Source organism: Plantibacter sp. LMC-P-059a, from assembly GCF_030209505.1.
In the GTDB taxonomy this organism is placed as follows: Bacteria; Actinomycetota; Actinomycetes; order Actinomycetales; family Microbacteriaceae; genus Plantibacter.
Genome location: NZ_JARVRZ010000006.1, coordinates 574609 through 595525, shown reverse-complemented (window position 1 = coordinate 595525; position 20917 = coordinate 574609). Strand labels below are relative to the sequence as shown.

Annotated in this window: 21 protein-coding genes and 2 rRNA genes; 15 read left to right on the top strand and 8 right to left on the bottom strand. The window is 69.5% G+C overall.

What is annotated here, in order from left to right; genetic code table 11:
• The 10 genes from QRN27_RS16160 to QRN27_RS16115 all read left to right on the top strand — a co-directional run.
• Positions 1-342 (top strand): 23S ribosomal RNA (locus QRN27_RS16160); the annotation flags it as partial.
• Positions 343-478: 136 nt separating this feature from the next.
• Positions 479-595, top strand: a 5S ribosomal RNA gene (rrf, locus tag QRN27_RS16155).
• Between the two features lie 229 nt (positions 596-824).
• Positions 825-1061 carry a 50S ribosomal protein L28 gene (gene rpmB / locus QRN27_RS16150; protein ID WP_056010522.1) on the top strand — a complete coding sequence of 79 codons (237 nt, stop codon included), beginning with the start codon at positions 825-827 and terminating at the stop codon, positions 1059-1061.
• Entirely contained in the window at positions 1061-1228 is a 168-nt protein-coding gene (rpmG, locus tag QRN27_RS16145; RefSeq protein WP_056010525.1) for a 50S ribosomal protein L33, read from the top strand. Before rpmB ends, rpmG begins: the two co-directional genes overlap by 1 nt.
• A 2-nt stretch (positions 1229-1230) precedes the next feature.
• A complete protein-coding gene (rpsN, locus tag QRN27_RS16140; protein WP_056010528.1) occupies positions 1231-1536 on the top strand; it encodes a 30S ribosomal protein S14 in 306 nt (101 codons plus the stop codon).
• A gap of 114 nt (positions 1537-1650) precedes the next feature.
• Positions 1651-3042, top strand: coding sequence for an MFS transporter (locus tag QRN27_RS16135; protein WP_285043125.1), 1392 nt, complete (start codon positions 1651-1653; stop codon positions 3040-3042).
• Positions 3043-3247: 205 nt separating this feature from the next.
• On the top strand, positions 3248-3529 hold the full coding sequence (locus tag QRN27_RS16130; RefSeq protein ID WP_056010531.1) for an HU family DNA-binding protein: 282 nt from the start codon (positions 3248-3250) through the stop codon (positions 3527-3529).
• 195 nt (positions 3530-3724) lie between these two features.
• Positions 3725-4894, top strand: coding sequence for an exonuclease SbcCD subunit D (locus tag QRN27_RS16125; RefSeq protein WP_285043105.1), 1170 nt, complete (start codon positions 3725-3727; stop codon positions 4892-4894).
• Positions 4894-8148 carry an AAA family ATPase gene (locus QRN27_RS16120; RefSeq protein WP_285043104.1) on the top strand — a complete coding sequence of 1085 codons (3255 nt, stop codon included), beginning with the start codon at positions 4894-4896 and terminating at the stop codon, positions 8146-8148. The genes QRN27_RS16125 and QRN27_RS16120 overlap by 1 nt, the downstream gene beginning before the upstream one ends.
• Positions 8149-8200: 52 nt before the next feature.
• A complete protein-coding gene (locus QRN27_RS16115) occupies positions 8201-10195 on the top strand; it encodes a bifunctional copper resistance protein CopD/cytochrome c oxidase assembly protein (RefSeq protein WP_285043103.1) in 1995 nt (664 codons plus the stop codon).
• A 10-nt stretch (positions 10196-10205) separates the two neighbouring features.
• Here the strand turns inward: QRN27_RS16115 and QRN27_RS16110 are convergent, their stop codons facing one another.
• On the bottom strand, positions 10206-11273 hold the full coding sequence (locus QRN27_RS16110; RefSeq protein WP_285043102.1) for a hypothetical protein: 1068 nt from the start codon (positions 11271-11273) through the stop codon (positions 10206-10208).
• A 66-nt stretch (positions 11274-11339) separates the two neighbouring features.
• Here QRN27_RS16110 and QRN27_RS16105 point away from each other — a divergent pair, with 66 nt between their 5' ends.
• Together QRN27_RS16105 and QRN27_RS16100 are read left to right on the top strand one after the other, a co-directional pair.
• Positions 11340-12599 (top strand): ATP-dependent DNA helicase, encoded by a 1260-nt coding sequence (locus tag QRN27_RS16105; protein ID WP_285043101.1) that lies wholly within the window; start codon positions 11340-11342, stop codon positions 12597-12599.
• A gap of 89 nt (positions 12600-12688) precedes the next feature.
• Positions 12689-13123, top strand: coding sequence for a hypothetical protein (locus QRN27_RS16100; RefSeq protein ID WP_056782299.1), 435 nt, complete (start codon positions 12689-12691; stop codon positions 13121-13123).
• A 19-nt stretch (positions 13124-13142) separates the two neighbouring features.
• Here QRN27_RS16100 and QRN27_RS16095 read toward each other — a convergent pair whose 3' ends face one another.
• From QRN27_RS16095 to QRN27_RS16080, 4 genes are all read right to left on the bottom strand, one after another.
• Positions 13143-13796, bottom strand: coding sequence for a biliverdin-producing heme oxygenase (locus tag QRN27_RS16095; RefSeq protein WP_056782297.1), 654 nt, complete (start codon positions 13794-13796; stop codon positions 13143-13145).
• 94 nt (positions 13797-13890) lie between these two features.
• Positions 13891-14505 (bottom strand): hypothetical protein, encoded by a 615-nt coding sequence (locus QRN27_RS16090; RefSeq protein ID WP_285043100.1) that lies wholly within the window; start codon positions 14503-14505, stop codon positions 13891-13893.
• A 1-nt stretch (position 14506) separates the two neighbouring features.
• Positions 14507-14917: a DUF4383 domain-containing protein gene (locus QRN27_RS16085; protein ID WP_056010550.1), complete on the bottom strand. Its 411-nt coding sequence runs from the start codon at positions 14915-14917 to the stop codon at positions 14507-14509.
• A gap of 93 nt (positions 14918-15010) precedes the next feature.
• Positions 15011-15319, bottom strand: coding sequence for a DUF2470 domain-containing protein (locus QRN27_RS16080; RefSeq protein WP_350224102.1), 309 nt, complete (start codon positions 15317-15319; stop codon positions 15011-15013).
• Positions 15320-15465: 146 nt separating this feature from the next.
• On the opposite strand from QRN27_RS16080, the gene QRN27_RS16075 reads away from it, so the two are divergent.
• Positions 15466-16764 carry a serine hydrolase domain-containing protein gene (locus QRN27_RS16075; RefSeq protein ID WP_285043099.1) on the top strand — a complete coding sequence of 433 codons (1299 nt, stop codon included), beginning with the start codon at positions 15466-15468 and terminating at the stop codon, positions 16762-16764.
• A gap of 96 nt (positions 16765-16860) precedes the next feature.
• The gene (locus QRN27_RS16070; RefSeq protein WP_285043098.1) at positions 16861-17412 is read left to right on the top strand and encodes a DinB family protein; all 552 of its coding nucleotides are present in this window, start codon (positions 16861-16863) and stop codon (positions 17410-17412) included.
• On the opposite strand, the gene QRN27_RS16065 is transcribed toward QRN27_RS16070, so the two are convergent.
• Positions 17360-18001, bottom strand: a complete 642-nt coding sequence (locus QRN27_RS16065; protein WP_285043097.1) for a CGNR zinc finger domain-containing protein — start codon at positions 17999-18001, stop codon at positions 17360-17362. The genes QRN27_RS16070 and QRN27_RS16065 overlap by 53 nt on opposite strands.
• Before the next feature lie 89 nt (positions 18002-18090).
• On the opposite strand from QRN27_RS16065, the gene QRN27_RS16060 reads away from it, so the two are divergent.
• The gene (locus tag QRN27_RS16060; RefSeq protein WP_285043096.1) at positions 18091-19026 is read left to right on the top strand and encodes an EamA family transporter; all 936 of its coding nucleotides are present in this window, start codon (positions 18091-18093) and stop codon (positions 19024-19026) included.
• Positions 19027-19046: 20 nt separating this feature from the next.
• Here the strand turns inward: QRN27_RS16060 and QRN27_RS16055 are convergent, their stop codons facing one another.
• Positions 19047-20201, bottom strand: a complete 1155-nt coding sequence (locus QRN27_RS16055; protein ID WP_285043095.1) for an NAD(P)-binding domain-containing protein — start codon at positions 20199-20201, stop codon at positions 19047-19049.
• A gap of 76 nt (positions 20202-20277) precedes the next feature.
• Complete coding sequence (locus tag QRN27_RS16050; RefSeq protein ID WP_285043094.1) at positions 20278-20862, bottom strand: hypothetical protein; 585 nt, start codon at positions 20860-20862, stop codon at positions 20278-20280.
• Positions 20863-20917: the final 55 nt, after the last annotated feature.

Sequence of the window (20917 nt, the reverse complement as noted above, 5' to 3'; positions counted from 1 at the left end):
TTAAAGCGGTACGCGAGCTGGGTTTAGAACGTCGTGAGACAGTTCGGTCCCTATCCGCTGCGCGCGCAGGAAATTTGAAAGGATCTGACCCTAGTACGAGAGGACCGGGTTGGACGAACCTCTGGTGTGTCAGTTGTTCCGCCAGGAGCACCGCTGATTAGCTACGTTCGGGATGGATAACCGCTGAAAGCATCTAAGCGGGAAGCCGGCCTTAAGATGAGATTTCCATGCCTTCGGGCGAGAGGCTCCCAGCCAGACTACTGGGTTGATAGGCCGGATGTGGAAGAGAGGACGAAAGACTCTCGGAGCTGACCGGTACTAATAAGCCGATAATTTGATAACACTTTCTTTGTTTGAATACGAAGATGCTACGCGTCCACTGAGTGGTTCTCGATGTACGGTCGAGAACCCGCAAACAACACCACTGTGTTCGCACAGCGTGTTGGTTTGCTTGTTCACTTTGATACATCAATAGTGTTTCGGCGGCCATAGCGAGAGGGAAACGCCCGGTCACATTCCGAACCCGGAAGCTAAGACTCTTTGCGCCGATGGTACTGCAGGGGGGACCCTGTGGGAGAGTAGGACACCGCCGGACTTCTTCGTTGAAATGGCCACCCAAGGTTCTTGGGTGGCCATTTTGCGTTAACGAAGCACAACAGAATGCAGTTGCTTGTCGGGTCTACATGGCGTAGGCTCGATCTTTGGTGTGGACGCTCCATGTCCCCATCGTGATCACGGTCACTGAGCTCCGGCTCGAGGACCGCGACGCCGACAAGAGATCTTGGGCAGGACAGTCGTCCTGCGGTAATGAAGGAGAAACTACTATGGCAGCAGTGTGCCAGGTGACAGGAGCCGTTCCAGGCTTCGGTCACAACATCTCGCACTCGCACCGTCGCACGAAGCGCCGCTTCGACCCGAACGTGCAGAAGAAGACCTACTACGTGCCCTCGCTGCGTCGTAACGTCACCCTCAAGGTGTCCGCCAAGGGCATCAAGGTGATCGACGCTCGTGGCATCGAATCCGTCGTCAAGGACATTCTCGCTCGTGGGGTGAAGATCTAATGGCTAAGCAGCAGGACGTCCGTCCGATCATCAAGCTCCGTTCGACGGCTGGTACCGGTTACACCTACGTGACCAAGAAGAACCGTCGCAACAACCCCGACCGTCTCGTGCTCAAGAAGTACGACCCCGTAGTGCGCAAGCACGTTGAATTCCGAGAGGAGCGCTAACGATGGCTAAGAAGAGCAAGATCGCCCGTAACGAGCAGCGCAAGGTTATCGTCGACCGCTACGCCACGAAGCGCGCCGAACTGAAGAAGGCCCTGGTCGACCCGGCCGGCACCGACGAGTCGCGCGAGGCAGCTCGCGTCGGCCTGCAGAAGCTTCCCCGCAACGCTTCGCCGGTCCGCCTCCGCAACCGCGACGCGATCGACGGTCGCCCGCGAGGCAACCTCTCGAAGTTCGGCATCAGCCGCGTTCGTTTCCGCGACATGGCGCACAAGGGCGAGCTGCCCGGCGTCCGCAAGTCGAGCTGGTAACACCCGCTCAGCCGGAACACACATTCCGCTGACACAGCAACGCACCATCGAACGGGCCGTCCGCATTGCGGGCGGCCCGTTCGCGTACACCGTCATCGACGACAGGAGCAGCAGCTGGACGTTCGCACGCAACGCGCCATCGCGCTCCTCGTCGCCGGGTGCTTCTTCATGGAGAACCTCGACGGCACGATCCTCACGACCGCGGCCCCGAGCATCGCACGCGACCTCGGTACGACGTCCACCGCGGTCGGGCTCGCCGTCACCGCATTCCTCCTCACCGTCGCCGTCCTCATCCCCGTGAGCGGCTGGCTGACCGACCGTTTCGGCGCGAAACGCGTCTTCGCTGTCGCCATCGCCGTGTTCACGGTCGCCTCCATCCTCTGCGCCCTGAGCTCCACACTGCCGATGCTCGTCGGGTTCCGGGTCCTCCAGGGCGTCGGAGGCGCGCTGATGGTTCCCGTCGGCCGGCTCGCCGTCCTTCGCGTGACCCCCAAGGACCGGCTCATCGAGGCCATCGCCCTCCTCACCTGGCCCGCCCTGGCCGCACCGATCATCGCGCCGTTCCTCGGTGGCGTCATCACCCAGTTCGCCTCGTGGCACTGGATCTTCCTCATCAACGTGCCCCTCGGTATCGCCGCATTCATCGTCGCCCTCCGCATCGTTCCCGACTTCGCCGCTGACGAGGTGCCGCCACTCGACTGGTTGGGCCTGTCGCTCAGCTGCGTCGGTCTGGCCTCGCTGCTCGTCGCCGCGTCGCTCGTCACCGGCATCGGCTTCGAACCGCTCTGGTTCGCCGTGTCCCTCGCCGTCGGGGTGACGCTGCTCGGGCTCGCCGTCCGACATCTCCTGCGCTCCTCGCATCCCTTCGTCGACCTCCGCTCCCTGCGCGTGGAGACGTTCCGGCTGGCGAACGCCGGGGGCAGCGTCTACCGCCTGACCATCAGCGCCGTCCCGTTCCTGCTGCCACTGCTGTTCCAGGACGCGTTCGGGTGGACGCCGGTGGAAGCCGGGTCGATGGTGCTGTTCCTGTTCGCCGGGAACCTGGCTATCAAGCCCGCGACGACGTGGATGCTCCGACGGTTCGGGTTCAGACTCGTGCTCGTCTCGTCGAACGTCATCGGGGTGCTGTGCATGGTCGCCATGGCGTTCCTGACGGCCGACACCTCCATCGTCGTCATGGCGCTCCTCCTGTTCCTGAGCGGTGTGGCGCGGTCGGTCGGCTTCACGGCGTACAACACGATCACCTTCGCCGACGTCGAACCAGCGGACATGTCGCGGGCGAACACCCTGAACTCGACCCTGCAACAGGCGGCGAGCGGGTTCGGCGTCGCGGTGGGAGCGATCCTCCTGTCCACAGGGTTCTCGCTCGAGACTGATGTCGGCGGGGGCCTCCTCCTGCCGTACCAGTTCGCCTTCTTCGCGATCGCCGTGCTGACGCTGTTCCCGACCATCGAGGCGTGGTTGCTCTCGCGGGCCGCCGGGCACAGCGTGATCGGCGCTCGGTGAGGGTCGACGTCCGGGCCGCTCCCAGCTGGGAAACGACCGACACGCAGGTCCGTTTGTCCGCGAACAGCGGATACATCCCTGATTTCTCGCGGATTGCTGCTACATTCGAGGCGGTCACACCGACCAGTTGGTGCCGTATCAGCGACACCTTCGCTACCAACCAGTCAGCTGTACGTTGCAGCAACGTCCGAGGAGGACCCTCACAATGGCAAATTTGAACAAGACCGAACTCGTCGCCGCCATCGCCGCTTCGACCGGCCAGAGCCAGGCGACCGTCGGCAGCGTTGTCGACGCGCTGTTCACCACCGTCGCTGAGACCGTCGCCAAGGGCGGCAAGGTTTCGATCCCGGGTTGGATCGCCTTCGAGCAGACCGATACCGCCGCTCGCACGGGCCGCAACCCGCAGACCGGCGCCGAGATCCAGATCCCGGCCGGCAAGCGCGTCAAGGTGACCGCCGGCTCGAAGCTCAAGGCTTCCGTCAAGTAACTCCTCGCGGACCACGGTCCGCGACGGCTCGGCCCGGACCCCACGGTTCCGGACCAGACCACGACAGCAGGGCGTCGCGAAAGCGACGCCCTGCTGTCGTTCGTCTTGGAGGACCTGTCGCAGGGCATCGACGGGTCGTGCATCCCGCCGTCCCCGGACGCTGCGGTGTCGGCGCATCCGCCTAGCATTGCTTGCATGCGGATCCTCCACACCTCGGACTGGCACCTTGGGCGGTCGCTGCACGGCGTGGACCTCCTCCCCTTCCAGCGCACCGTCCTGGAGCACCTCGAGCAGCTCGTCGAGGGGCACGCGGTCGACGTCCTCCTCGTGGCCGGTGACATCTACGACCGCGCGATCCCGCCCGTCGAGGCCGTGACGCTGCTCTCGGAATCACTCGGGCGCCTGGCCGCCCGGACGCGCGTCATCCTCGCCCCGGGTAACCACGACTCCGCGATCCGTCTGGGCTTCGGAGCGGCCATGCTGCGGGAGGGCATCGACATTCGAGCCGACCTCACGCGTGTCGGCGAACCGGTCGTCGTCGACGACGAGCATGGCCCCGTCGCCTTCTACCCCCTGCCCTACCTCGACCCCGACACCGCGAGAGGCGTGCTCGGATCAACCGACGCCCCGCTCGCCCGTTCGCATGCCGCCGTGATGGGCGCCGCCCTTGAGCGCGTCCGAGCCGACCTCACCGCACGACGGCAGGAGCAGCCGGTGCGGTCCGTCGTCGCCGCCCACGCCTTCGTGATCGGTGGGCTCGCGAGCGACAGCGAACGCGACATCCGGATCGGCGGGGTCGACGCGGTGCCGGCTCAGCTCTTCGACGGGTTCGACTACGTCGCCCTCGGCCACCTGCACGGTGCTCAGCACGTCGGCGCTGCGTCGGGCGTCGAGCGGATGCGCTACTCAGGCTCGCCATTGGCCTACTCCTTCTCGGAGCGGAACCAGGTGAAGTCCAGCGTGCTGGTCGACCTCGGAGCCGACGGTTCCGTCGAGCTGCAGCTGCTCCCGGCGCCTGTTCCGCGCCGCCTGGTCGACGTGACCGGCACCCTCGCCGAGCTGGAGGGGCCCGCCGGGGACTCGGCGACCGACGCATGGGTGCGCGCCACGGTCACCGACGACGTCCGTCCGCCGGAGCTCTACGCCGCGTTGAGCCGACGGTTCCCCCACCTGCTCGTCTGGTCGCACGCGCCGGCGAACCGTTCGGAGGACGCCCGGGCCGCGGCGGTCACAGCGATCTCCGACCCGGTGGAGGTCACCGCGGAGTTCATCGAGTATGCGACGGGCGCGCCCGCGACACCGCGCGAGCGCGAGCTCATCGCAGCGGCCAACGAAGCCGCCCTCGCGATGGAGGGCAGCGCCTGATGCGACTGCACCGACTCACCCTCCAAGCCATCGGCCCGTACGCCGGTGAACACACCATCGACTTCGTCGAGCTCGGCCGCGCAGGACTCTTCCTGCTCGAGGGGCCGACCGGGGCCGGGAAGTCCACGATCATCGACGCCATCGTCTTCGGCTTGTACGGCGAGCTCGCCGGCACCGGCGCCAGCAAGGACCGACTGCACTCGCACCACGCGCTCCCCGGCACGGAACCGTTCGTGGAGCTCGTGTTCGAGACCGGTTCTGGCGTGTACCGCGTGCGCCGGACGCCGGCGTATCAGCGACCCAAGCAGCGTGGCACCGGCTTCACGCCGCAGCAGGCGAGCGCCACCCTCGTCCGCCTGACGGATCCGGACGCCGCCACCGGGGAGACCCTGTCGACGCGCGCCCAGGAGATCGGTCCCGAGATCAGCCGCATCGTCGGACTCACCCGCGAGCAGTTCGTGCAGACCATCGTCCTGCCGCAGGGCGAGTTCGCGAAGTTCCTCGCCGCGGGTGGCGAGGAGCGCAGCGAGCTGTTGCGATCGCTCTTCGGGACGGAGCACTACGAGCGGCTCGCGAAGCACCTCGTGGAGCAACGCCGTCAGGCGCAGCGCGACATCGAAGGGGCGAAGGAGGCGCTCGGACGAGCGATCGCCCGGTTCGCCGGGGCCGCGGAACTCGACGACGCCCGAGCGCTCGCGGATGCTGCGGGGTCGGACCCCTCAAATGGAGTGGACTCCACCGCGCTCGAGCTCGCGGTGCCTGATCCCGGTACGAGCACCGAGGCCGGTCCCGACGCAGAGCGCGATCCCGGACCCGACGCCGAGCTGACCGCCCTCGCGGTGCCGCTCGAAGCCGATTCGCCGGACCTCCTCGCGAACGCCGAACGCGTGGTCGCCGTCCTCGAACGGTTCGCCGTGACCGATGCCGCTACCGCCACCGAGGCGCGGCAGGCGCTCGATCAGGCTCGGTCCGAACACGTCGCCGCGACGACGTTGCTCGCCGCCCTCGACCGCCGCGCCGAGCTGCTGCGGGAGCGCGAGTTGCTCGCGATCGACGACGAACCGGTCGCCACCCTGACCGAGCGGATCGCCGCAGCCGCGCGCGCCGAGACGGTCGCATCCGCGATGGCCGGAGCCACGGCCGCTGCCACCGCGCTCGACGACGCGACCGAAGCGCTCGCGGAGGTTGAGCGGCGGACGGATGAACGGATCGTCGCCTTGGACGACGCGGGGCTCGCGTCGCGTCGCGAGGCGATCACCGTCGAGCGCGCCGGCCTGACCGCCGTGCTCGCGCTCGAGGCCGGCACCGCGGCACGCCAGCTGGCTCTCGACGGCCTCCGCGCCGAACTCGCCCAGCTCGACGACCGGCTCGCGGAGCTGGCTGAGGAACAGACCCGCCGAGACGCCCGTCGAGCAGCTCTCCAGGAAGCGCCGCAACGCGCCTCGGACGCCGTCGCCGCGCTGGAGCACGCGAGGGCTTCGGTGGCGCGAGCCACTGAACGCCGGGCGGCACTCGATCAGGTGGACGCCGCGGATGTGCGCCTCACCGGACTCACCGCACGGTTCACCAGTGCGGCGGCAGCGGCGAAGACCGCGGTCGAAGCCGAGACCGCTCTGCGGCTCCGCCGGATCGACGGGATGGCGGGCGAGCTCGCGGCAGGCCTGGTCGACGGTGAGCCGTGCAGCGTCTGCGGTTCGCTCAGCCACCCGGCCCCCGCCGCGCTCGCGGGCGATCACCCCGACGCTGACGCGGTCGAGGCGGCCGCCGCCGCGCGCGACGAGGCCGAGACCGCCCTGCACGCGGCACAGCAGGCCCGTGACCTCGCGCTCGCCGAGCGCCGACGTCTCGTCGAGACGGTCCTGACGCTCACCGCCGACAGCGGTGTGGACCCCGCCGGAACCGACGCCGAGGTCGTGGACACGGGATCCGAGCCCGACCACGACACCGAGCCGGTGGCCGCGCCGGCCGGCTTCGACCCCGCGGCGGCCAGGAGTGAGGTCGACGCCGCGGTCGATGCTGCCGAGCGGCAGCGCACGGAGGCCGCCTCCGCTGCGGAACACGCACAGGCCGAGCTCGCGGAGGCCGCTCGGCTCGCCGAGGAACACCTCGCCGGTGTGGTCGCGGAGGCGCAGCTCGTCGCCGAGCGCGCGACCCTGATCGAGCGGTCGGCGTCGGCTGCACGTGCGCACGAGCAGGCCCGCGTCGAGGTGCTCAGCGTCCTGGACGACCGGGCTCCATCGCTGGCCGAGCTGGATGCCCTGCTCGCCGCCGAACTCGCCGCGCTCACCGAGCTCGCCGGCGCACGCACGTCCCTCGCAGAGCGGCGTCGGCGCGACACGGAACGGTCCGTGGAGCTGGAGGCGGCGCTCGAGCGCGCCGGCTTCCCGGACCGGGCTACAGCGGAAGCGGCGGCGATGGGTGGCGTGGAGCGCGCGAACGCCGAGGCGCGGGTCGCCGACCACCTGCGTCACACGACGGCGAACGCCCAGGCCCTCGCGAGCCCGAGCATCGTCGAGGCGGCGGATGCCGAGGCCCCGGACGTCGAGGCCACGGCCCGACGCTTGGCGGAGGCCGAGGCGGCGTCGGCGGCAGCGACAGCCGCGGCCGCGGTGTCGGCACGACGCGCCAGCAATGCGGCGACGGCCGGTGCCGCGCTCGAAGCAGCGGCGGAGGAGAACGCCGAGGCGGTCCGAGAGGCCGCGGCCGTCGTGCGCCTCGCCGACGTGGTGTCCGCCTCCGGCGGGGAGAACGCCACCCGGGTGACGCTCGGCACCTACGTCCTGCTGCGCCGCTTCGAGGATGTCGTCGCTGCGGCGAACGCCCGCCTCGAATCGATGTCCGGCGGCCGCTACGAGCTCGTCAGAAGCGACCTCAAGGAGGGGCCGTCCCGCAGCCAGAAGGTCGGCCTGTCACTCACCGTCCACGACCACCGGACCGATCGCCGACGCGACCCGAAGTCGCTCTCCGGCGGCGAGACCTTCTACGCGTCCCTCTGCCTGGCGCTCGGGCTCGCCGACGTCGTCACCGGAGAGGCCGGTGGTGTCGAACTCGGCACGCTCTTCGTCGACGAGGGGTTCGGCAGTCTCGACCCCGAGACCCTCGACACGGTGATGGCCGAACTCGGCCGTCTCTCGGCGGGTGGCCGGGTCGTCGGTGTCGTCAGCCACGTCGAGGAGATGAAGCAGCGCATCGGCGAACGGATCGAGGTACGTCGCTTGGAGGACGGCTCGTCCACCCTGCTCGTGCGGGCGTGAGCGGCGTCCCACTGCGGTCCGGGTTCCCAGCAGCGCCGCGTAGGCTTGCACCGTGAATCGTGCCGTCCGCCTCGCAGGTCCCGCCCTGCTGCTCCTCGTGGCGGTGGCGACCCTCCTCGCGGGTCTGGCCTTCGGTGGCGGCGCCGACGCCCAGTTGCTGGGCGATCCCGGTACGGTCGTCCGCTGGGGCCTGCCCGTCGCGCAGCTCCTCGTGAACCTCAGCGCAGCGGTCACCATCGGTGCGCTGCTCATGTCCTGCTGGGCGCTCAGCCCGGATCGTCGCGAATACGGTGCGGCGCTCGACGTCGCCGCGGCAGGCGCGGCGGTCTTCACCGTCGCCGCCGGTGTGACCGGGTTCTTCACCTTCCTCAACGTCACGCAGGTGCCGCTCACCTTCGACGACGCGTTCGGCGCCAAGCTCAGCCTGTTCTTCACGAGCATCGAGTCCGGTCAGGCCTGGCTCCAGACCACGCTCATCGCCGCGGCCGTGACGGTGCTCTGCTTCGCCGTCCGCAACCACACGGTGCTCGTGTTCGTGTTCGGGCTGTCGCTCGTCTCGCTCCTGCCGATGGCCCAACAGGGTCACTCGGCCGAGGCCAGCGGGCACAACGCCGCCGTGACCGCGCTCGGGCTGCACCTCGTGTTCGCCGCCATCTGGCTCGGCGGGCTCCTCACGCTCGTGTTCATCCGCAAGACCCTCGAAGACGGCCGACTCGCGCCTGTGCTCCTGCGGTACTCGACGGTCGCGCTGGTGTCGTTCGTCGTCGTCGCGGTGTCGGGGTACGTGAGTGCCGAGTTGCGCATCGGCTCGCTCGACCGCCTGGGCACGCCCTACGGCATCCTCGTCCTGGTCAAGGTCTTCGCGCTCCTGGCGCTCGGTCTCTTCGGCGCGCTGCAGCGTCGGGTGCTCATCCGCCGTATCGAGCGGTCGGCGGCGGAGCGGGCGACCACGGCCACCGCGCGCACCGGTACGTTCTGGTGGCTCGTCGCCCTCGAACTCGGGTTCATGGGCATCGCGTCCGGGGCTGCAGCAGCCCTGGCGAAGACCGCTCCGCCCGTCGACCAGGCGATCCCGAGCACACCCACCCCGGCCGTCCTGCTCACCGGTGAGGAGCTGCCACCCGAGCTGACCTTCGCGCGCTACTTCACCGAGTGGAACATCGACCTCCTGTGGCTGCTGGCCTGCGCGTTCGGCATCTTCTTCTACCTCGCCGGCGTCGTCCGCCTCCATCGCCGTGGCGACTCCTGGCCGGTCCTGCGGACCGTGAGCTGGGTGCTCGGGCTGCTCGTACTCTTCTACCTCACCTGCGGCGGCATCAACGTCTACCAGCCCTACCTCTTCAGCGTGCACATGCTCGGCCACATGGGCCTCACCATGCTCGTGCCGGTGCTGCTCGTCCCAGGCGCGCCGGTGACCCTGCTCGCGCGGGCCGTCCGCAAGCGCCAGGACGATTCCCGCGGTGGTCGCGAATGGGTGCTGCTCGCCGTGCACTCGAAGTTCGCGGGCCTGATCTCGAACCCCATCGTCACCGCGGTGCTGTTCGCCGGGTCGCTGTGGGTGTTCTACTACACGCCGTTGTTCCGCTGGTCCATGGAGGACCACATCGGTCACGAGTGGATGGTGGTGCACTTCCTCATCACCGGGTACCTCTTCGTCCAATCGCTCATCGGCATCGACCCCGTCCCGTACCGACTGCCCTACCCGATGCGGCTGCTCCTGCTCTTCGGGACGATGGCGTTCCACGCCTTCTTCGGGCTCGCGATCATCTCCTCCACGGGGCTCTTCCTCGCCGACTGGTTCGGCGCGATGGGCCGGACCTGGGGGCAGGCCCCGTTGCTCGACCAGCAGACGGGCGGCGGCATCGCCTGGAGCGTGGGCGAGATCCCGACGCTCGCGCTCGCCGTGGCCGTCGCGATCTCGTGGAGCAAGAGCGACGCGAAGGACCAGAAGCGCCTCGACCGCAACGCCGACCGGACGAACGACGCCGAACTCAACGAGTACAACGAGCGCCTCGCCCGGATGGCCGCGAACGACACCCGCTCCTAGCGGGCGGGCCTCAGCGGAGGTCGATGTAGAGGGAGCCGTCGTTCCGGATGGTGACGAACGCCGACAGCGTGAACGGTACGTCCTCGTCCAGGGTCGAGACGGTCCCGTCGAAGAGTGACTTCACCGCGACGACGATATGGGCGGCGCCGCCCGTCGCGGGCATCTGCCAGCCGATGTCGCCCGGCTGGACGTCGACGACGGGGTAGCTCGCGATGGACCAGACGGGGAGGTCGTCGACGCGGTCGCGGATCAGCATGCCGAACGGGCACCCCGTGGGTTGGAGCACCTGTTGAGCTGCGCAGCCGTCGAGGTACTCGTCGACCTGCGTCTGCACCTCGGAGACGAACCCGGGGGTCGCGTTCGCCGTCACCTCGGCGTCGACGACACTCGCGACCTCGGTGGTCGTGGCCGTGTCCACGGACGCCGTCAGGTACGGGGTGTCGACGGAGAAGTCCACACTGCCCGGCGTGAAGGTGAGGAGCGGGACGGTGGAGGTGAAGGCCCCCTCAGAACCCGCAGCCACCCGGCGGCTGTCGAGCTCGAAGCCGTTCGCCAGGAACCCGGTGGTGTGCGCGACGGTCAGCCGGACGACGCTCAGGGGGCTCGTCTCGAACCGCCAGGACGGGAAGAGGCCGAAGGTGCGTTCGCCGCTCATGATAGAGAAGGCGGTGCGGTGCGGCTGGCCGGCGAGCCGGTAGGAGAAGGTCACCTCGTGGGTGCCGGCGGCGGTCGTGACGTCGGACACGAGCCGGACGTTCTCGATCGTGCCGAGCGCTTCGCTGCGCAGGAGGGCGTCCGAACTGTCGGCGGGGAGGCCCGCCTCCTCGAGTTCGGCGGAGCTCAGCGCGACCCCGGGGAGGGCGAGTGCCGCGGCCGCGTCGTCGGCGGCGAGTGCTTGGAGGTAGCTTCTCGCGAACGACCCCGCGCCGTAGACGTCCCGGGCGACGGCCGACCAGGCTGAGAGGATGGCCGCTGTGAGCAGCGCGGCGATGCAGAGCCACAGCACGACGGCGCGCACGAGTGCACCGCGCACCGCCCCCGGGCGTCGCAGCTCCCCACGCGTCGCGACATGGCTCATCCCCACATCCTAGGCGGGCGCCTCGCGTAGGATTGGAGGGCGAAAACGGGAGGGAACCGAAGCACCATGAGCGTAGCCCTCTCCGCCGAGCAGCAAGCCGTCTTCGATCGCATCGAGAGCACCCGCGAGCACCTGTTCGTCACGGGTCGAGCGGGCACCGGCAAGTCGACGCTGCTCAACCACCTCGCGTGGAACACCTCGAAGCAGTTGGCCATCTGCGCACCGACGGGCGTCGCCGCCCTGAACGTCGGCGGCCAGACGATCCACTCGCTGTTCCGGTTGCCGATCGGGCTCATCGCCGATCACACGATCGATCAGAACGACCAGACCCGGAAGCTCCTCAACGCGATCGACACGCTCGTCGTCGACGAGGTCTCCATGGTGAGCGCCGACCTCATGGACGCCATGGACCGGAGCCTCCGCCAGGCCCGGCAGCGGCCGCGTGAGCCGTTCGGCGGCGTGCAGATCGTCCTGTTCGGCGACCCGTACCAGCTCGCCCCGGTGCCGGGGAGTCTCGAGGAGCGGGCGTACATCGCCGACACCTACCGCTCGTTCTGGTTCTTCGATGCGAAGGTCTGGTCCGAGACCCCGCTGCAGCTCGTCGAGTTGACGGAGATCCACCGCCAGCACGAGGCCGAGTTCAAGTACCTGCTGAACGGGGTCCGACACGGGCAGGTCACCGCGGAGATGGCGGGGCGACTGAACGGCATGGGTGCGCGCACCCCACCCGAGGACGGCGTCATCACCCTCGCGAGTCGCAACGACGCCGTCGACCGCATCAACAAAGCGGCGCTCGCGAAGCTCGACGGCAAGCCCCTCACCGCCAACGCCGAGGTCTCGGGTGACTTCGGGGGGCGTGCGTTCCCGGCCGACGAGGCGCTCGACCTCAAGGTCGGTGCGCAGGTCATGTTCCTCCGCAACGACAGCGAACGTCGTTGGGTGAACGGCACGCTCGGGACGGTGGTGAAGATCGACTCCACCGTGTGGGTCGAGGTCGACGGCGAGCAGTTCGAGGTCGAGCCGGCCACCTGGGAGAAGTACAAGTACTCCTACTCCGCGGTGACGAAGCAGCTGAAGCGCGACATCGTGGCGGAGTTCACGCAGTTCCCGCTGCGGCTCGCGTGGGCGGTCACGATCCACAAGTCCCAGGGCAAGACCTACGACCGCGCCATCGTCGACCTCGGGAGCCGTGCGTTCAGTCCCGGGCAGAGCTACGTCGCGCTCAGCCGGATCTCCACGCTGGACGGCCTCTACCTCTCGCGGCCGCTGCGCCCGAGCGACATCATCGTCGACACCGACGTGAAGCGGTTCATGTCGGGGCAGTAGCGTCCGCTCGCCCATTTCTGGGCGAATCGGCGTTCGTTCGCCCAAGAAGGGGCGAACGAACGGGGCCGGTAACCCTACGATTATCGGTTATGACGCATCCGATGCCACAGGGCCAGCCGCAGCCCGGTCCGATCACCGCCTGGCGCACGCTCGAGCTGCACACCAGCAAGCCGCCGTTCGCCGGGTACTGGGGGTTCATCCCGCTCGTCGTCCGCATCGACGGCTTCGAGCACCGACCGAACTGGGGGCCGTCGCAGTTCACGGTGCCCGCCGATCGGCCCGTCCACGTGGCGTGCTCGATGGCCTGGCTGTGGGAGTTCGGCCAGGCCGACTACCTGCTGCACCCAGGCGAGGCACCGACGCTCGACTACATCGCGCCGGCGCAGCAGTGGGTATCGGGCTCACTCGCGCCGCGGGGCCAAGCGGTCATCAAGGGACGCGGCGCGCAGATCGCCGTGTACGCGGTGCTCGCCCTCGTGTTCGTCGCCATGTTCGGGGTCCTGGCGCTCTCGCTGACGATGTAATCGGACGAGACCTCGCGGCTCAGGCGACGGCGGTCGCCTTCGCGGTCGCGAGGTCGCGGAAGAGGTCGGTGTTGAAACGGTAGGCCACCATGACCTCTTCGATGACTCGCGCCTGCTCGTCGTCGTCCCACGGCACGGCGTCGAGTTGCTCGCGGTAGGTGTCCTTGAACTCGCGCGGCTTCGCGATGTCGCCGAAGAGGTAGAAGCCGACGCCGTTGGTGTCGAAGCCGAACTGACGCTGCATGAGCGTGCGGATGATCTGCCCGCCGGAGAGGTCACCGAGGTAGCGGGTGTAGTGGTGCGCGACGAAGCCACCCGGCCAGATCGCGCCGACCTCGTTGATGCGAGCCACGTAGCGGGCGGTGGTCGGGAGCGGGGTGATCTGCTCGCGCCAGTCGGGCCCGATGAGGAACTCGAGGTCCTGCACGATGGCGGGGAGTCGCGTGAGCTTGTCGCTGATGAACGGCGCGGCGACGGCGTCCGCGCGCATGCGGTCGGCCGCGGCCTCCAGGGCCTCGTAGATGAAGAAGTGCTGGGCCACCAGGGCGACGTAGTCCGCCTTCGACCCCTTCCCGGTCATGAGGTCGCCCATGAAGTCCGCGCCCTCGCTGGAGGCGTGTCCGGCAGAAGTGCGCTCGCGCAGTGCCTGGGAGAAGGGGATCACAGTGCTCATGTCGGACTCCACGTCGGCGTTGTCGGTAAGGGTTGCCTAAGTGTAGCCGTCTGCGCTCTCGGAGGGGAGGGTGATTCGGCGGGGGTGGAGCTGATCAGTGGCTGCTGTGCAGGGAACCGTGCGGCACCGCGAACTCGCCGGCCCTGGTCTGCGCGAGCGCCGGCGTCGTGAGGGCCGCCACCACCGCGGCGCCGGCGAGCAGGGTGAGCACGTATCGCCCGGTGCTCGGTGCCCGGTGCGGGCGGCGGCTCCGGTGGGCCACCAGCTCGTCCAGCTCGAGTTCCTCCGGTGCCGTCGAGGCGAGCGTGAGCCTCCGGAGCCGCCTGGCGAGCACGCCGGCCACCGTCAACAGGAGGACCGTCGACGACAGCGTGGGGAGGAACGGCGGGACCGTTGTGACGCCCACGGAGGCCAGGCCGTACAGGGTCACCCACACGACGACCGTGCCGACCGCACCGACGAACGACGCTCGGAGCCCGGGGACACGGTCGCGGACGAGGACCACGACGGCCCACAGCAGTGCGCCGACCCCGAGCACCACGAGCGGGACCGCGCCGACGGGCGAGGACCCGGCGCCGGTCGCGACCAACACGAGACCGGCACCGAGGGCGGCCATCGCCAACAGGCTGTTCGCGATCGACGTCGTTCCGGCGCGAGCCGAGACGCCGTCGTCCGCCCGGGCGGTCACGCGTGCGGTCGATGTGGACATGTCAGGCCGTCGCCACCCGCGACACGCGCTTGTCGGCGGCGAGTCCGGCGCCGAGCAGGACCACCGCGCTCGCGAGGTGGAGGAAGTGGTCGGCGGTGTTCAGCGCGAGGATGTTGAGCGCTGATCCGACGATGAAGAACCCGACGACGCCGAGCAGCAGGTAGAACGCTCCGATGACCGTGTTGACGGTCTTGGCTGCGACCGCGCTGGACAGGCCCGCGATGAGCAGGGCGGCACCGATGAGCACGTGTGCGATGTTGTGCAGCGGGTTGACCTCGAAGATCCCGAGGAGGAGCCCACCCTCGGTGGTGAGGAACGGGAGGCCACCGGCGACGATGCCGCCGAGCAGTCCGACCACCACGTAGACCGCGCCGAAGACGGTGGCGAGGAGCCGGTTGGGTGAGTGACGCATGGGAGCCTCCTGGGGTCCGTCGGGCCGCGGGCGCTTCCCGGGCATGGAGGAGTTCGGAGGTCGGACACCCGACGGTTTGGTCGCTGCCAACACTCAGCCGTGCGGGCGGGGCTCCACACCGAGGCGCTCGCAGGCGGTGTCGTAGAGGGCCACGACCTCGCGGCGGATCTCACCGCGCTCGGTGATCGTTCCCGCCGGCCAGGGTACCCAGCCGCCGGCTGCAGTCCCGTCGACCGTCCACGTCCACTCGCCGCCCGTCTCGTCGAGCGAGATCATCGTGGCGGCCTCGGCGGCCGGTTCGAGGAACGCGCGCACGATGAGCAGGTTGTCGTCGGGGTGGCCGCCGTTCATGTGTGCCAGGACGGCGTCGACGGTGGACTGCGGGAACGGGTTCGAGGTCACCTCTCCAGGGAACACCATCATCGGTCGGCGCACCAGGGCCGCGGGCGACGTGCCCGGCGCGCGGCGCGCGACCGCTGCTCCCAGCCGACCCCGGTTACAATCGGGAGCAGTCTGCAGTCCGGCAGACCGCTCATCAGGGGGATGACTTGACTGCAACAGCTTCGAGGCGCAGACGCCTCGCCGCCTTCTTCACGGCGGCGACGCTCGCGACGGTGCTTGTCGGCTGCTCGGGACCCTCGGTGTCCGACACCGACTTCCCCGACCAGGTGAGCGGTGCCCTGGCGGGCGACACGACCGACGCCATCACGGCCGCGGTCGAATCCGCCGTCGCCCAGTCCGGTTCCTCCGGAGCCATCGTCGGCGTCTGGGCACCCTGGGCCGGCAGCTACACGGCGGGCGTCGGCACGACGGAGCCGGGTGGCAAGACCAAGATGGATCCGTCCATGGTCTACCGCATCGCCGACACCACGCGTCCCATGACCTGCACGGTGCTCCTCGAGCTCGTGGACGAGGGCAAGATCAAGCTCACCGACCAGGTGAAGAAGACGCTGCCGCAGATCCAGGGCATCGACGGCATCACCTTCCAGCAGCTCTGCCAGGGGACCTCGGGGCTCGGCACGTACACGCCTGCCCTCAACGCGCAGTTCGTCACGAACCCGACCCGGAACTGGTCGATGGCCGAGATCCTCGCGAACGGCCTGGCGAGTGGTTCGCGCACGGCTCCCGGCGCGCTCTTCGGCTCGAGCGACACCGGCTACATCCTGCTCGGGATGGCGCTCGAAGAACTGACCGGGCAGTCGTGGCAGTCCCTCTACGACCACTACGTCTTCTCGCCGCTCGGCATGTCGAAGTCCAGCTTCCCCGACGCCGCCACGGTCACCCTTCCCGGCTCGCACCCGAAGGGGTACCTGACGCCGCGCATCGCCGACGGCACCTTCCAGTGCGACACCCCGACGGACGAGACCGAACTCTCCCCGTCCATGGTGTGGACCGCGGGCGGCGTCGTCTCCTCGGTCGACGACCTGCGCAAGTTCACCCAGTCCTTCGCCTCGGGTTCGCTGTTGAACGACAGCACGTACAAGAAGCAGTGGAAGGACCCGGTCGCTCTCGGCGACGACCAGCCGACGTGGAAGACGTTCGGTGTCGGTGGCGTGCAGCTCGGGCCGCTCCGCGGTCAGGCCGGATCGATGCCCGGGTCGCTCTCCGCGGCCTTCGCGGATCCGACGTCCGGCCTCACGGTCGTCGTCATGCTGAACAACTCCACGCTCGGCGCCGGCTTCGTGCAGGCGCTGGCGATGCAGCTCGCGTCCATCGGTGCCAAGGCGGCACCGGCGAGTGGGCAGAAGGCTCCGGAGATCGCACTCCCGTGGTCGGAGCAGCAGATGGCCGAACAGCTCGCCGCCTCGGCGATGGTCTGCGCGCCGCCCGTCGCCCCCGCCGGGTAGCGCGATCGGTCTCCGCGGCCGCAGCGTGGCGCTGGATCGTGGCACGATGACGGTTTCCGGGGGCCGCTGAGCGACGCCGCTTCCTACAGTGAAGCCATGACGACACACACCCCCGACGAGGCCGGGATCGTCCCGGAGACGAAGAGCTGGACCTGGGTCCTCGAACGACCCTGCCCCGACTGCGGGCTCGATACGGCCCAGGTGGCGTTCCGCGCGCTGCCCGACGCGATCCGTGAGGTCGCCGCCGCGTGGCCGGCGGTCCTGGAGCGGGCCGACGTCCGGACGCGGCCCGACCCGCAGACCTGGTCGCCGCTCGAGTACGCGGCCCACGTGCGCGACGTGTTCCGCATCTTCGACGTCCGACTGCGGCTCGTCCTGGACGAGGACGACCCGACGTTCGCGAACTGGGACCAGGACGCGACGGCCGTCGAGGAGCGCTACGGCGAGCAGGACCCGCGGGTCGTCTCAGCTGAGTTGACCGAGGCGGCGGCGACGCTGGCGGCCGCGTTCGAACGGGTCCCCGACGATGCGCTGGGCCGGACCGCCCTCCGGAGCGACGGAGCGCGCTTCACGACGGAGACGCTCGGCCGCTACTTCATCCACGACCCCGTGCACCACCTGTGGGACGTGACACGGGCGCAGGCGTAGCCGCGTCCGACCCGCTGTCGAGCGGTTCCTGCGCTCTCGCGCGGAACGCGATCGTGTTGACCCGGTTGCTGCAGCGCACGGAGCAGTAGCGTTTGGAGCCGTTGCGCGACAGGTCGACGAGGAGCCCGTCGCAGTCGTCGGCGGCGCACAGACGGAGCCGGTCCCAGGCGTCGGACCGCACGACGTCGACGAGCGCCATGGCGATCTCGGTCTGGATCCGGTCGACGAGCGGGGCGTCGAACTCGGTGGCGTGGAGGTGCCAGTCGAAGCCGTCGTGGCGGCGCAACTGGGGGAGCGCGGCCGACTCGCGGAGCATCGTGTTGATCTCCGTGACGGCCTGGTCGCGGGTGTCGGGGCCGTCCGCGTCGGTCCTCCACAGGGCGTGGACCCGTTCCCGGAGCGCCGCTACGGCGGTGCGCTCGGGCTCGTCGCCGTCCACCCTGCCGGAGTAGCGGCTGACGCGGAGGAGCTCGACGAGTCGTGCCGGTGTCGCCAGCTCGTCCTCGCCGCTCCTGGACGCTCCGGCGCGGGTGTTCACGAGCAGCGCGGCGAACAGCAACGCGTCCTCAGTGTCAGGGGCAAAATGCAAGTTGACTCCTTACTCGGTCCGACGATAGCTTCATCTCAGCCGGGCGTCCACCCTTCCGCCGGCCCCACTCGCGGCAGTCGGAGGCTCGCATGAAGTCCACATCCTCGACCACGGTCGGTCTGCTCGTCGCCGTGCTCGCCGCGGTCGCGTTCGGCACCTCGGGAGCCTTCATCAAACCGGTGCTCGCGTCCGGGTGGAGTCCGGCCGCAGCGGTCACCGTCCGGGCGCTGATCGGCGGTCTCGTGCTCGCGCCGTTCGCCCTCATCGCGCTCCGTGGACGCTGGGACTCGGTGTGGCGAGGTCGCTGGCGGCTCCTCGGCATGGGCCTCATCGGTGTGGCTGCGACGCAGCTCGTCTACTTCGCCGCCCTGCAGACCATCGCCGTCGGCACCGCGATCCTCGTCGAGTACATGGCGCCGCTCCTCCTCGTCGCGGTCGCCTGGGTGCTGACCAGGCATCGCCCTGCGACCGTCGTGCTCGTCGGTTCCGTCGTGTCGCTCGTGGGGCTCGTGCTCGTCGTCGCTCCGAGTGGTGGCGCGACCCTCGACCCTGCGGGTCTCGTCTTCGCGATCCTCGCGATGGTCGGGTGTGCGGCCTACTACGTCATCTCGGCTCGTCCGGCCAAGGGCCTCCCTCCCGTCGCCTTCGCGTCCATCGGGCTGCTCATCGGTGCGCTCAGCCTGTGGCTCGCCGGGTTGGTCGGGGTGCCGTTCACGACGTCGGACAGCGACGTCACCGTCCTCGGGACGGCGGTGGCCTGGTGGGTGCCCCTCCTGTTCGTCGGCGTGGTGTCGACGGCGGTGGCGTACGCGTCGAGCATCACCGCGAGTCAGATGCTCGGGTCCCGGCTCGCGTCCTTCGCCGGCCTCCTCGAAGTGGTGGCAGCGACCGGCTTCGCCTGGGTCCTCCTCGGAGAGCAGTTGTCGCTCGCGCAGCTCTTCGGAGGGTTGTGCATCCTGCTCGGGATCGGTTTCGTGCGCTCCGAGCGTGCTCCGGCCGTGCCGATCCCCGTCCCCGTGCAGTGACCGGCCGAGCGGATCCGGGCTCAGCCCACTGAGGTCGGTACCGTGTCGAGATCGGCGATGATCGCCGCGACCGCCGCCCGACCCGCCCGGTTGGCGCCCACCGTCGACGCGGACGGGCCGTAGCCGATGAGGTGCAGCCGTGGTTCGTCGGCGGCTCGGGTGCCGTCGATCCGGATCCCGCCACCGGGGAGACGGATCCCCAGCGGTGCGAGGTGGTCGAGCGCCGCCCGGAACCCGGTGGCCCAGAGGATCGCGTCGACGTGCAGGAAGGAGCCGTCGTCGAGGATCACCCCGTCCTCCTCGATGCGCCTGAACATCGGATGCCGCACGAGCACCCCTCGCGCCTCGGCCGACCGCGCCCACGGCGTCCAGTGCATGCCCGTCACCGAGATCACGCTGCCCGGCGGGAGGCCCTGACGGACGCGCTCCTCGACGCCCGCGATCGCCGCGACCCGTGCCGCGGTGTCGAACTCGTCCTCCACCCACTCCGGCTCGCGACGCGTCATCCACACCGTCTCGGCGACGCGGGAGATCTCGTCGAGGAGTTGGATGGCGGATACGCCGGCACCCACCACGATCACGCGCTGGCCGCGGAACTCCTCGGCCGAGACGTAGTCGGCCACGTGCAGCTGACGCCCGGCGAATCGCTCGCGGCCCGGATAGGCGGGCCAGAACGGCTTCGTCCAGGTGCCCGTGGCGTTCACGACCGCGCGGGCGCGGAACACCGTGGGCGGCTGACCGGCGCTCGCCGCGGTCTCGACGAGGAGGCGGCCGCGCGGGTCGTCGTCCTCCCGCCGCACGGCGCGCACGTGCACCGGCCGGCGCACGGCCAGCGCGAAGCGTTCCTCGAAGGCTGCGAAGTAGGGCGGGATGACGTCGACGCTCGGGGAGGCGGGGTCGAGTTCGGGCTTCGGCATCCCCGGGAGGTCGTAGATGCCGTTGACCGTCGACATCGTGAGCGAGCGCCAACGATGCTGCCAGGCGCCACCAGGGGCGTCGTCGGCGTCGAGCACGACGAAGGTGCGGGTGTTTTCGTCGGACGCGGGGCCCCCGGCTGCTTCGAGCGGCACGGCGTCGAGCGGCACGAACCCGCGACGGTGGAGGTGGTATGCGGCGGAAAGGCCGGCCTGACCCGCGCCGACGACCACGACGTCGACGGTCTCCGGAGTGCTCACACGGGGCTCAACGTCGCGGACCGCCCGCGCATTTCCGGAAGTCCGTGCCGGACACCGCGGAACCGCTTCACCCGGCTCAGCCGTGGGCCAGGACCTGCACGCCGATCACGAGCACACCGAGGAGGACGAGCGCGGCGAGGGCGATGAGCTGCTGCCAGATCGTCAGCCGTGCGCGACGGACCGCGAACCATCCGCTCAGCCCGAGCGTGATCAGGTACACGATCGCCGAGACGCGCAGCGAGGTCGCCACCTCCATGACCCCGACGACGGCGAGCACGAGGAGGATGGTCGGCGTCGCCACGGTGAGCAGCGAACCCCACGCGATCCGGAGCATCGTGCGCCATCCGGCCTGATCGGGGAAGGCACCGTGCGCGGTGAGATGCGCGATCATCTCGGCGACGAGTCCCGCGAGCGTGATCCCGACGACGCCGATGACGAGGGAGAACAGGGCGTCCGCCGCGTCGTGGTGCTCCACGTTCGCGGCGAGCACGAGCACGATCGCGAGGCCGGTGAACGTCGCGTAGACCCGTTCCTTGAGGTACTTCGCGACGGTCTCGACGTCGCCCGGTTCCAGTCCGCGGCGCTGGGAGCGGTCGAACCCCCGTCGTGCACCGTCGTGGCGCGCGCGCCGTCGATCCGCCCAGGTTCCGCCGTCCGTCATGGTCGAGATGCTAGCCGACGGGCCGGGCGACGGCCCGGCGGTCCCACGGGGCGCG